This window comes from Tepidimonas sp. HKU78, from assembly GCF_049860815.1.
In the GTDB taxonomy this organism is placed as follows: Bacteria; Pseudomonadota; Gammaproteobacteria; order Burkholderiales; family Burkholderiaceae_C; genus Tepidimonas.
Genome location: NZ_CP187547.1, coordinates 1,641,608 through 1,653,240, shown reverse-complemented (window position 1 = coordinate 1,653,240; position 11,633 = coordinate 1,641,608). Strand labels below are relative to the sequence as shown.

13 protein-coding genes and 1 pseudogene are annotated in these 11,633 nt (G+C 65.2%); 7 read left to right on the top strand and 7 right to left on the bottom strand.

From position 1 onward, the window contains the following. Nucleotides 1-100: 100 nt before the first annotated feature. Nucleotides 101-352 (top strand): transposase, encoded by a 252-nt coding sequence (locus tag ACPYIS_RS08315; protein ID WP_268807361.1) that lies wholly within the window; start codon nt 101-103, stop codon nt 350-352. Beyond that, nucleotides 268-495 (top strand): annotated as a pseudogene (locus tag ACPYIS_RS08310) (IS5/IS1182 family transposase); the annotation flags it as partial. The gene ACPYIS_RS08315 and the pseudogene ACPYIS_RS08310, both read left to right, overlap by 85 nt. Before the next feature lie 194 nt (nt 496-689). Here ACPYIS_RS08310 and ACPYIS_RS08305 read toward each other — a convergent pair. Together ACPYIS_RS08305 and ACPYIS_RS08300 are read right to left on the bottom strand one after the other, a co-directional pair. Then, nucleotides 690-812, bottom strand: coding sequence for a hypothetical protein (locus tag ACPYIS_RS08305; RefSeq protein WP_269429399.1), 123 nt, complete (start codon nt 810-812; stop codon nt 690-692). Nucleotides 813-867: 55 nt separating this feature from the next. Beyond that, nucleotides 868-1,377, bottom strand: coding sequence for a hypothetical protein (locus ACPYIS_RS08300; protein ID WP_185974867.1), 510 nt, complete (start codon nt 1,375-1,377; stop codon nt 868-870). Between the two features lie 26 nt (nt 1,378-1,403). Between ACPYIS_RS08300 and ACPYIS_RS08295 the strand changes: the two genes are divergently transcribed. The 5 genes from ACPYIS_RS08295 (at nt 1,404) to ACPYIS_RS08275 (ending at nt 7,213) form a co-directional block, all read left to right on the top strand. Then, entirely contained in the window at nt 1,404-1,577 is a 174-nt protein-coding gene (locus tag ACPYIS_RS08295; RefSeq protein WP_185974868.1) for a hypothetical protein, read from the top strand. 269 nt (nt 1,578-1,846) lie between these two features. Beyond that, a complete protein-coding gene (locus ACPYIS_RS08290; protein ID WP_425973477.1) occupies nt 1,847-4,210 on the top strand; it encodes a site-specific DNA-methyltransferase in 2,364 nt (787 codons plus the stop codon). Next, the gene (locus ACPYIS_RS08285; protein ID WP_043699415.1) at nt 4,207-4,413 is read left to right on the top strand and encodes a hypothetical protein; all 207 of its coding nucleotides are present in this window, start codon (nt 4,207-4,209) and stop codon (nt 4,411-4,413) included. The genes ACPYIS_RS08290 and ACPYIS_RS08285 overlap by 4 nt, the downstream gene beginning before the upstream one ends. Then, nucleotides 4,401-4,700 carry a type II toxin-antitoxin system RelE/ParE family toxin gene (locus tag ACPYIS_RS08280; RefSeq protein WP_043699412.1) on the top strand — a complete coding sequence of 100 codons (300 nt, stop codon included), beginning with the start codon at nt 4,401-4,403 and terminating at the stop codon, nt 4,698-4,700. Before ACPYIS_RS08285 ends, ACPYIS_RS08280 begins: the two co-directional genes overlap by 13 nt. After that, nucleotides 4,697-7,213, top strand: a complete 2,517-nt coding sequence (locus ACPYIS_RS08275; RefSeq protein WP_424894753.1) for a DEAD/DEAH box helicase — start codon at nt 4,697-4,699, stop codon at nt 7,211-7,213. The genes ACPYIS_RS08280 and ACPYIS_RS08275 overlap by 4 nt, the downstream gene beginning before the upstream one ends. A 312-nt stretch (nt 7,214-7,525) precedes the next feature. On the opposite strand, the gene ACPYIS_RS08270 is transcribed toward ACPYIS_RS08275, so the two are convergent. The 5 genes from ACPYIS_RS08270 to ACPYIS_RS08250 all read right to left on the bottom strand — a co-directional run bounded on the left by ACPYIS_RS08270 (nt 7,526) and on the right by ACPYIS_RS08250 (nt 11,602). After that, entirely contained in the window at nt 7,526-7,666 is a 141-nt protein-coding gene (locus tag ACPYIS_RS08270; protein ID WP_156137228.1) for a hypothetical protein, read from the bottom strand. 113 nt (nt 7,667-7,779) lie between these two features. Next, nucleotides 7,780-8,346, bottom strand: a complete 567-nt coding sequence (gene dcd, locus ACPYIS_RS08265; protein ID WP_058616447.1) for a dCTP deaminase — start codon at nt 8,344-8,346, stop codon at nt 7,780-7,782. A gap of 54 nt (nt 8,347-8,400) precedes the next feature. Then, on the bottom strand, nt 8,401-9,471 hold the full coding sequence (locus tag ACPYIS_RS08260; RefSeq protein WP_424894754.1) for an adenosine deaminase: 1,071 nt from the start codon (nt 9,469-9,471) through the stop codon (nt 8,401-8,403). Nucleotides 9,472-9,482: 11 nt separating this feature from the next. Beyond that, nucleotides 9,483-10,439 (bottom strand): Rieske 2Fe-2S domain-containing protein, encoded by a 957-nt coding sequence (locus ACPYIS_RS08255; protein WP_424860128.1) that lies wholly within the window; start codon nt 10,437-10,439, stop codon nt 9,483-9,485. Continuing rightward, the gene (locus tag ACPYIS_RS08250; protein WP_424859562.1) at nt 10,439-11,602 is read right to left on the bottom strand and encodes a BMP family ABC transporter substrate-binding protein; all 1,164 of its coding nucleotides are present in this window, start codon (nt 11,600-11,602) and stop codon (nt 10,439-10,441) included. Before ACPYIS_RS08250 ends, ACPYIS_RS08255 begins: the two co-directional genes overlap by 1 nt. Between the last annotated feature and the right edge of the window lie 31 nt (nt 11,603-11,633).

The window sequence follows — 11,633 nt, the reverse complement described above, 5'->3', positions numbered from 1 at the left end:
GCGCCACCCGCTGGCGGTGCTGGCCTCTCGCATGCCCTGACAGCAAATCGGAGGATCGGTGGCGCATCTGTTGTCGCGCAAGGCGCGCTCGGGCATCGCCATGCCCGATCTCGATCTGTTTGGTGAACAGGTGCAGCGCCGCGAACGCTTGAGCCACGCGGGGCGCCCGCGCGTGCCGCTGCGCATCATGATCAGCCTCCTGTATCTCAAGCACGCCTTCAACGAGTCGGACGAAGGGGTGGTCGAGCGCTGGCGCAATGCTGGCGCGACTGTATCAGCAAGGGCAAGGCCCGAACACCCTACGAATTCGGCGTCAAGGCGGGCATTGCCAGCACGCTCAAGGGCAACCTGATCGTGGGTGCGCGGGCCTTCCATGGCCATCCGTATGACGGACACACCCTGCGCGAACAGCTCGAGCAGGCCACGATCCTGATGCAAGACTGTGCGGTCGAGCCCGCGACGGTGTTCGTCGATCGGGGCTACCGGGGGGTGGATGCGCTGCAACTCGGATGTGCGCATCGTGCACCGGGGTACGACCCAACGGATCAGCAAGCAGGAGAGTAAGCTGCTCCGGCCACGAAAACATCGAGCCCATCCCCTCTTTTGCGCCTGTTGCAGCCGGCCGAGGCGGGGGCGATATCGCTCAGGCCAGGCTTGATGCGCTCGCAACCGGGGCTCGGGTGAAGATTTCAGGAACGACTATGTAAATGGTCGGCGACGGTGTGCATGGCGGACTTCATGTTCGAAGTGCGGCGGCGCGGGTCTTCGAGCGCCCGGCGCACTTCGCGGTCGTCGATGTCGATGCGGATCATGTGCTATCCTTTTGATGGCCCGAGCATGGGGCGTCCGGTTCATACCCGGAAGTCGTCAAGGACGTGGAGCTCCCGGGGCGGGCCACTTTCTCATGCTCTTGAGCACGATCATCTTGCGCCCGGTGCGCACTTCCCACACCATCACGTAGCGGATACCGGACTGTGGGTCCGTGTATTCAAGCACGATGGCCGGGCGGCCAATATCCGTCGTCCCATCGAGACGCCACTGTCCGTCTCGCAGCGCGATGGCCGCGAGGCGGAAGTCATCGGCGGTCACGGCTAACTGGCCAAGACGCGCCTCTGTCGCCGGATCGCCATGACGCCGAAAAGCGTGACGGACATCATCGGCGGCGAGCGCCCAGTCATAAAGACCCTCGACGCCAGCCCGTCTCATCTCATCGCTCGTGAGCAATCCTAGCGTCTGATACGGCTCGACGTGCGCGCGCGCTTCAAGATCTACCTGGCCGATGCGGCCATTGCGCCGGCCGTGATGCTCGAGGGCAAGGCCATCCTGGAGGACGCCGCGGCGCTGGGCGTAGCCACCGAGACGGCCGTGTTCAAGCACCTGTTGCCCGCTACTGCGCGCAGACCGTGCGCTTCTCTTACTGGCGTGGCAAAAAAGACTGGGAAGTGGATCTCGTCGCCAAAGTGGGTGGCGAGCTGTTTCCCTTCGAAGTAAAGTATCGCGCCCAGTACACTGGCGTACGAGAACTCAACGGTCTGATCGAGCTGTGCCAAGCCAAGCGCATCGCGCGGGGCCACTGACCTTCCGGAGGGCCCATAACGATGAAACTCAGAGTCTGTGAACGCCAGCGCCCGGTGGGCTTGCCACTTGGGCGCCACAAACTCACTGTCATGACGCGCGTGGCCGACGACAGGTCGCGAGCCGCAAGGAGGGTCTTTTGTCAGCCATCCACGATCTGATTGCCCAGGTCACCGACCCACGTCTGCGCGAGCGGCTGGCCGCAGAGTGGGCCAGCGCCTCGAAGGAAAAGAAATTCGGCCTCGTGTTCGAGGACCACCTGCCCGAACTGTTGCCGCTGCCCAAGACCAGGCCGCGCCGCGGTGACTTGGTGTGCCGGCGCGCAGGCTCGCTGAAGGACGTTTGGCGGGTCTTGCAGGTGCGCGATGGCGTCGCGACCTGCATCCGCCCAGGGAGCGAACAGCATCCAACGGAGGCGAACCGGACGGCCACTGAGACGGTCGATATGGCCGTCGATGAACTGCTCGTGGTGCGCGAATTCGGCGAGCCGATCTTCCCCTCACTGGTGCCGATGGACGCGGTGCAAAACGGCGACCCTGCCGGGCCCTGGCACACCCTGATCGAAGCCGACAACTACCACGCCTTGCAGTTGCTGGACTACCTCTATGCCGGCCAGGTGGATTGCATCTACATCGACCCGCCGTACAACACCGGCGCGCGGGACTGGAAGTACAACAACGATTACGTGGACGCCAACGACCAGTGGCGGCACAGCAAGTGGCTGGCCTTCATGGAAAAGCGGCTGAAGCTAGCCAAGCGGCTGCTGAAAGCCGACACCGGGGTGCTGATCGTCACCATCGATGAGCATGAAGTTCACCACCTGGGAATGTTGCTGGAGCGGCTGTTTCCCGACTGGGCGCGGCAAACCGTGACCGTCGTCATCAACGCTAAAGGCGTGGCGCAGGGCCGCTTTGCGCGCGCCGAGGAATATGCGCTCTACTGCTTTGCCCCCGGCGCGGGCACCGTGCCCCACCACGACGACCTGCTCAACCCGTTGCGTGACGGCAAGCAATTCACCACACCGCGCTGGGAGCGGTTATTGCGGGGCGGCACCAACTCCCGGCGCGAGGATCGGCCCGGGCTGTTCTACCCCATCTTCGTCGAGCCTGAGACGCGCCGCATCACCGGCGTGGGCGAGCCACTGCCGCTGCCGCAGGTGCCGGACCTCACGGTGCACGCGCCGCGCAGTGTGGCATGGCCCATCCGCACGGATGGGAGTTGGGGCAATTGGCGGGTCGGACCGAACAGTCTGCGCGCTCTGATCGATCAGGGCTTCGTCAAGCTGGGCGGTTATGACGAACAGCGTGGCACGTGGACGGTGCTTTACCTGGGCGAGAAAGCACGCCGACAGATCGAGGAAGGTGCCATCGAAATCGTGGGCCGTGACGCCACAACCGGTGCGGTCGAAGTCCGCTACACCGAACGCGAACAGCGCTTTCCCAAAACCGTCTGGCATCGCCCGCTGCACGACTCCGGCATCTACGGCTCTGCCTTGCTGAAGAGCATCTTGGGCGAGGGCGGTCGGTTCTCTTTTCCCAAGTCGCTCTACAGCACGCGCGATGCCGTTGCCGCCGTGGTGCGCGACCGGCCGCAGGCGCTCATTCTCGACTTCTTCGCCGGCAGCGGCACCACGCTGCATGCCGTCAACCTGCTCAACGCCGCCGACGGCGGACAGCGCCGCTGCATTCTGGTCACCAACAACGAGGTGTCCGCCGAGGAGGCCGAGGCCATGCGCGCGCGCGGCCTGCAACCGGGCGACGACGAGTGGGAGGCGCAGGGCATCTGCCGCTCGGTGACCTGGCCGCGCAGCAAGTACACCATCCTCGGCCGGCGCGACGACGGCTCCCTCCTGGACGGGGAATACTTCACCGGCAAGACGGTGGAGCGCGACAAGGCCCGCCGCTTCCGGCACCTCGGCTTCCTCGACCCGGCCACGCTGACCACGGCCGCCAAGAAGCAGATCGTGGCGCTGATCGATGGCCTGCCGCAGACGCTGGTGACGGAGCCTTGCCCCTACATCGTGTCCGAGGATTACGCGGTCAGCGTGCTGTTCGACCCAGCCGCCGCCGACGATTGGCTGGACGCCCTGGACGGGCAGGCGCACATCAGCGACTTCGTCATCGTGGTGCCGACCAGGCGTCAGTTCGACCACCTGAAGGCGCAGGTCAACGAACTGCTCGGGCCGCTGAAGGTGACCGAGGAAGAAAAGCGCCCGATGCGCGCGGGCTTCGCGGCCAATCTCGCCTACTTCAAGCTGGACTTTCTGGACCCCGAGCGCGTGTCGCTGCGCCGCGCGTTCCGCGAGATCCTGCCCTTGCTGTGGCTCAAGGCCGGTGCCGTGGGGCCGAGGCCGGAACTGGCGCGCAACGAACCGGAGCCCGTACTGTTCGCCCCCGAGGGCAGCAACTTCGTCGTACTGCTCGACGAGACGCGGATGGGACGGCTGCTCCAGGCCATCGGCGGCCGCACCGGCCTGTCGCATGTGTTCATCGTCACCGACGCGGACGAGTCGTTCAAGACGATGGCGCAAGAGGTTCGCGACGCCGCCGGGAGGGGCAACCCCGGCTTGCAGGTGGTGCAGTTGTACCGGGATTACCTGCTCAACTTTATGATCAACCAAGGAGGTGCGAAATGACGGCGACCGCGAACGAACAACCCAGCGCCAAAGACGTGCTGCGCGCCGTGATCGAGGCGCAGCCCGAGGATGCCAGCTTTGAGGAAATCCTGCGCGAGCTGGCGTTCGAGCGCATGCTCGAACGCGGCCTGGCCGACGCCCGCGCGGGACGCAGCGTGAGCCATGACGAGGCGCTGCGGAGAATCCGTGCATGGCAGAGCTGAGGTGGACGGCCGAGGCACTGGCCTGGCTGGAGGACATTGACCGTTACATCGCCGCGGACAACCCGCCCGCGGCTGCCAAGGTCGTTGACGGCATCGTGGCCAAGGCGGAACTGGCCGCCGAGTTCCCCGACATCGGTACCCGGCTGCGCGTCGTGCCCGAGGGCGAGGTGCGCATGTTGCTGTACGGTCACTACCGTATTGCGTATCTGCGTCGAGGCGATGCAGCCATCGTCGAAATCCTCGGCGTCTTCCATGGCGCGCTCGACATCAACCGGTATCTGCCATGAAGGTCACGCTGTTCGACTTCCAGAAGGATGCGCTGCACCAGCTGCGCGACAAGCTCACGGCCGCGCGCCGCTTCGCCAGCACCGACAACCCGCAGGCCATTGCCTTTTCCGCACCCACCGGCAGCGGCAAGACCATCATCATGACGGCGCTGTTCGAGGCCATCCTGGATCAGCCCGACGATGAGCTCGCGTGGCCGCTGGACTGGACTCCGCAGCGGGATGCCGTGATCCTGTGGGTGTCCGACATGCCGGAGCTCAACGAGCAGACGAAGCTGAAGATCGAGAGCAAGTCCGACAAGGTCTACCGCGTCCATCAGCTCATCACGATCGATGCGCACTTCGATGCGCCGCAGTTGCAGGGCGGCTGCGTGTACTTCATCAACACGCAAAAGCTGGCCGTCAATCAACCGCTGACCAATCGGGGTGACGGACGCCAGCACCTCATCTGGGAAACGCTGACCAACACCGCCCGCGCGATACCGGACCGCTTCTATGTGGTGATCGACGAAGCCCACCGGGGCATGGCGTCCGGCCGGGGCGCCAAAGAGGCGCAGACCTTGATGCAGCGCTTTCTCCTGGGGCACCCGGAAGTGGGCCTCGTGAAGATGCCGCTGGTCATCGGTGTGTCCGCCACACCCAAGCGCTTTTTGGACCTGCTGGAACATGCACCGCACACGGTGCACAAGGTCGCCATCTCGGCAGAGGAGGTGCGCGAGTCGGGGCTGCTGAAGGACCGCATCTTGATCCACCACCCCGAGTCGCCGACGACGGCCGAGATGGGCCTGCTGCAGGAAGCCGCGCGCCGCTGGCACCAAATGACGCAGGCGTGGCAGCGCTACTGCCAGGAAGAGCAGGCACCGACGGTCTGGCCCATTCTGGTGGTGCAGGTGGAAAATGGCACCGATCACCAGCTCACCCGCACCGACCTCACGGCCGCGCTGGATGTCATCGAGCGCGTCATCGGACGCCGGTTGAACGAGGGCGAAGTGGCCCACGCCATGCACGATGCCGGTGATTTGGACGTGGGGGGTCGCCGGGTGCGGCGGGTCGAGGCATCCCGCATCGATGCGGACAAGGAGATCGGCGTGGTGTTCTTCAAGACGGGCCTGTCCACAGGCTGGGACTGTCCGCGTGCCGAGGTGATGATGTCTTTCCGTCGCGCGGAAGATCACACCTACATTGCCCAGTTGCTCGGCCGCATGGTGCGCACGCCGCTGGCGCGCCGCATCGAAAAAGATGCCGCGCTCAACGATGTGCATCTGTTCCTGCCCTACTTCGACACGCAGGCGGTGCAAAACGTGGTGGCCGCACTGCACAACCAGGAGGACGTGCCGCCGGCCGAGACGGGCTCCAGTCGCGAGCTGGTGGTGCTCCAGCGCCGGGCGGGCACCGAGGCCCTGTTCGCCGCCTTGGACGGCCTGGTGACTTACCGCGTGGGCGCCGTGCGGGCGCAAAGCCCGCTGCGACGCTACATGGCCATGGCGCGCAGCTTGACGCTCGACGGGATCGACGACGAGGCCTGGGGCCAGGCCAAGGCGCAGATCGTGGCGTGGATGACCGAGTGCGTGGCCACTTTGAAGGCCACCGGGGAATTCGATTCGGCGGCGCGCGCCATCACGCAGGTGGGCCTGCGAACCCTGGCCGTGCATAACGGAACCGGCGTGAGTGAGCCGCAAGCGGACTATCGCATCGAGGCATCCAGCGTTGACATCGACCGCCTGTTTGAGGAGGCAGGCCGCGTATTCAGCCACGGCTTGCAAATGGAGTACTGGCGCGCCCACGCCGAGCGCGACGCGGTAGACGTGAAGGTGGAAGCCATCGTGCTGGCGCGCCATCCCACGCAGATGGGCGAACTGGAAAAGCGCGCCGAGCAGGCCTTCCACGCCTTGTACGACCAGCACAAGAAGGCGATCTACCAGCTCAAGGAGCATCGCCGTGCCAACTACGAGAAGTTGCGGCTCGCCACGGCCGAACCGGCCGAGGTGCCGTGGCACCTGCCCCAGGCGATCGACTTCCGGCGACAACCCACGGATACGCTGTGGGAGCGCCATCTGTACGTGGAGGGCAACGGCCAGTTCCGGGCCCAGCTGGGTACATGGGAAGCCGAGGTCCTGAAGGAAGAACTCGCCAACCCGGCAGTGGTGGGCTGGTTGCGCAACCTGGACCGCAAACCCTGGTCGCTGGAGGTGCCCTACATGTCAGGGGGGGAGGTCAGGCCGATGTTCCCCGATCTCGTCATCGTTCGGCAGGTGGAAGGCGGGTATGCGATCGACATCCTGGAGCCCCATCGGCCGGACCTGGACGACAACTTCGAGAAGGCGGTCGGGCTGGCGAAGTTCGCCGAACGACATGGAGCACTCTTTGGGCGCATTCAGCTGATTCGCCAGCAGTCCACCGCCGGCGGTGAGCGCTACATGCGGTTGGAGATCAATCACACCCCCACCATCAAACGGCTGCTGCTGATCACCAGCAATCCGCAGCTCGACGCGGTATTTGCGGAACTTGGCAAGTGAGCAGATAGGGCCTTTGTGAAAGAGATGACTTGACATCCTCCCCGGCCTGAAGTCCGGAGATTCCTTCGGCGCTCAGGCGCGGCCTACCCTGAACGGTGGTGCTTGCCGCGCACTTAGTCGAACGCACGGTAAAGGTGAGCGGTGCATGTCAAGATAGTTGTCGCCTGAATCATGCTGCTAAGGAACCGCTGAATAAACCCCGCCCGTCCGTCTCGAGCGCTGCTGCGCTGGCGGACTGGCCAAAGATGGTGCCGCAGCCCGCACTCAGCGACCCTCGCGGGCCAGATCGGTACCCACGAACCGGCGGATGGCCTAACTGTCGTACAGCGCGTCCTCGAGGCCTTCGTCCGACAGCCCAAAGCCCTTTTGCACGACGTACGCCCTGAGCTCGCGTCGGGTGAGCTTCTTCTTGGAGACGACCTCGAGTTCGGCAAAGCTCGTCTGGATGGGCATGGGGCTGGTCTGTGGGCTGGGTTAGGCAGGGTGTGTCGATATGATGGTGCCAGGTCGTGGGAAGGTTGGGGATTGAATCAGTTGATCCCTAGCCAACGACACGACCGCCGGCTTCACGCCCGCGGCAGCGTCACGCCCCGCTGCCCCTGGTACTTGCCGCCGCGGTCGCGGTACGAGACGTCGCAGACCTCGTCGCTCTCGAAAAACAGCACCTGCGCGCAGCCCTCGCCGGCGTAAATCTTGGCTGGCAGCGGGGTGGTGTTGGAAAACTCCAGCGTCACATAGCCTTCCCACTCGGGCTCGAAAGGCGTGACGTTGACGATGATGCCGCAGCGGGCGTAGGTGCTCTTGCCCAGGCAGATGGTCAGTACGTTGCGCGGGATGCGGAAGTACTCCACCGTGCGCGCGAGCGCAAAGCTGTTGGGCGGGATGATGCAGTGGTCCCCGTGAAAATCGACGAAGCTCTTCTCGTCGAAGTTCTTGGGGTCGACCACCGTGCTGTGGATGTTGGTAAAGACTTTGAATTCCGGCGCGCAGCGGATGTCATAGCCGTAGCTGCTGGTACCGTAGCTGATGACGCGCCGTCCGTCGACCTCGCGAATTTGGCCCGGCTCGAACGGCTCGATCATGCCGTATTCCTCCGCCATGCGGCGGATCCATTTGTCGCTTTTGATGGTCATGGTGGCGTGGCGCAACAGTCGTTCACTGCATTTTACGTAGGCGACGCGCGCCAGTCAGGCCGCTGCGGCGGCAAACGCGGCATGGAGCCGCTGCAGGTAGCGCGCGCGGGTCGGCTCGTCGATGAACGCGGCCTCGAACCCGTTGGCCAACAAGCGCCACGCCTGACGCGCGCTCAGGCCCAGCGCGGCCACGGTCTGCACCAGGTTGTCGCCCACGTAGCCGCCAAAGTAGGCCGGGTCGTCCGAATGCACCGACACGCACAAACCGGCATCCAGCAGCCGACCCAAGGGGTGCCGTGTCAAATCGGGATAGACGCACAGCTTGACATTGGACAGCGGGCACACCGTCAGCGGCACGCGCTCGCGCGCCAGCCGCTGCATCAGGGCGGGGTCGTGCAGCGCCTGCACGCCGTGGTCGATGCGCTGCACCTGCAACAGGTCGAGCGCTTGCCAAATATCGTCTGGCGGCCCCTCTTCACCTGCGTGGGCCACGACGTGCAGCCCCAGTGCGCGGGCACGCTCGAAGACGCGCACGAACTGGCGCGGAGGGTGATCGCGCTCGCTGGAGTCGAGCCCCAGGCCGATGAAGTGTTCGCGGTACGGCAGCGCGGCTTCCAGCATCGTCAACCCCTCGTCTTCGCTGAGGTGACGCAGCACGCACAAAATCCACTGCACCGACAGCCCGAGTTCGGTCTGCGCGCGGCGCTGCGCCGCGACCAATCCCTCGAACAGCACGGCCATCGGGATGCCGCGTGCCGTGTGCGTCTGCGGATCGACGAAACATTCGGCATGGACCACGCCGTCGGCGGCCGCGCGCTGGAAGTAGGCCCACGCCAGGTCGTAAAAATCCTGCGCCGTGCGCAACACCCCAGCGCCGGCGTAGTACAGGTCCAGAAAACTCTGCAAGTCGGTAAACGCGTACGCCGCGCGTACGTCCTGCACGCTCGCGTACGGCAGCGTCACGCCGTTGCGCTGCGCCAGCGCGAACATCAGCTCCGGCTCCAGCGTACCTTCGATGTGCAAGTGCAGTTCGGCCTTGGGCGCCGAGCGCAGCAGCGCGGGCAGACGCTGCGCCGGAATGCGGTCGAACGCGATGTCGGGTTCGGCAAGGGCGGCTGAATCCATGGTCGGCTCCGTCAACAAACACCATACGCGATACCGGTGTCACGCAGATACCGCCGATAGGCCGCGCTCAAGCGATCGGCGGCACACATGGCTTCGCCGCCCGCATACAGCGGCAGGCGCTTGGGCGTTTGCGACTCGAGAATCGGTTGGTCCTGGGCGAAGATCATCGCCTGGAAAGTGCGCAGGGACTCGTCTGGGGTGTCGAAATCGGTGGTGTGTTGCACGAACCAGACGCGGCAAGATTCCTCCTGCATCGGGCAGACCCAGAGCACGTAGGCATCGGCGGGTCCGTCACCGTCGGGGCGCTTCTGCAACATCGCCGCAAAAGGGCTGAGCACCTCGTAGCGGTAGCGCACCCAGGTCCCCTGCTGCGCACCCGCGCTCGCCCGCGGTTGCCAGGCCGGGTAGTCGGCGACGAATGGCCGCCCGTCGGGCGTGTGCGAAACCGCGCAAGGGGGAACGTCGGCATGCGCGGGCTCGCCAAGCCAGCCGTCGTGCACGAAGGCAAAGTGCGCCGTGTCCAGAAAGTTCTCCACCACGCGTGGAGCGCTCGTGGCCACGTCGAACGGGCCGTGCGCGACGCAGCGCGGCGGCAGGTCTGGCAGCGCCGGCACCGCCACGCTGGGCTGACCCAGACAGACCCAGACCATGCCGTGGGCCTCACAGGCGGCATACGCGTGCGCCGCTTGGGCTGGTGCCGGGATAAACGCCGGCAAGGCGGGAATGGCGCGACATCGGCCCGCCCCGTCGAAGCGCCAACCGTGGTAGGGACACTGCAGCTGGCCCTGCACCACGGCACCCAGCGACAGCCGCGCGCCGCGGTGGGGGCAGCGGTCGGCCAAGACCTGCACCGCGCCCGCCTCATGGCGCCACAGCACCAATGGCTCGCCCAGCAGCCAGCACGACAGCGGCGTGGGGCCCACGGCGCTGGCCAGCGCCACCGGCCACCAATGGTCGCGCTCGACCATCACTTACCCGACGGCACCTTGCCCTCGACCCCCTTGACGAAGAAGTTGACCTGGTCTTTCCAGGCCTGATCGGCCTTGACGTCCTTGGCCAGCACTTCCTTGCCGGTGTTGTCGACGATGGGGCCGGTGAAGACCTCGAACTCGCCGCTCTTGAGGCCGGCCTTGACCTCCTCGACCTTCTTCTTGGCCTCCTCCGGCACGACGTCGGCGATCTTGATCAGGTCGTTGAGGCCTTCCTTGACACCCCAGATGGTGCGCTTGTTACCCTGCCAAGTGCCGTCGAGCACTTCCTGCACCGCTTGGATGTAGTATGGCCCCCAGTTGACCACGGCCGACGCCAGGTGTGCCTTCGGACCGAAGCTGCTCATGTCGCTGTCCCAGCCGAAGGCGTATTTGCCGTTCTTCTCGGCCGTCTGTAGCACAGCGGTGGAGTCGGTGTTTTGCAACAGCACGTCGGCACCCTGGTTGATCAGGCTCTGGGCGGCCTCGGTCTCCTTGGGCGGGTCGAACCAGCTGTTGACCCACACCACCTTGAGCTTGATGTTGGGTTTGACGCTCTGCGCGCCCAGCACGAAGGCGTTGATGTTGCGCAGCACCTCGGGGATGGGGAAGGAGCCGACGAAGCCCAACGTGTTGGTCTTGGTCATATGCGCGGCGATGATGCCGGCCATGTACGTGTCCTGATAAAAGCTGGCGTCGTAGACGCGCATGTTGTCGGCGGTCTTGTAGCCAGTGGCGTGCTCGAACTTGACGTCTGGAAATTCACTGGCCACCTTGAGCATCGGCTCCATGTAGCCGAATGAGGTGGCGAAGATGATCTTGTTGCCCTGCGCCGCCAGGTCGCGGATGACGCGCTCGGCGTCGGCCCCTTCGGGCACGCTCTCGACGAAGGTGGTTTGCACCTTGTCGCCGAAGTGCGCCTCGACGGCTTTGCGACCCAGGTCGTGCGCGAACGACCAGCCAGCGTCACCCACCGGGCCCACGTACACCCAGGCGGCCTTGAGCGGCTGGGGCTTGGGTGCCTCGGCGGCCGGCGCCGGGGCTGGCGCCTTGGCGGCTTCTTCCTTCTTGCCGCAGCCCACCAGCGCCGAGCCGGCCACCAACCCCAGCGCCGCTGCCTTGGCGGCGGTCTTGAGCCATTCGCGTTTGCGCATATCGATCATGGAAACACTCCTTGAGAAAAAATGGGCGATC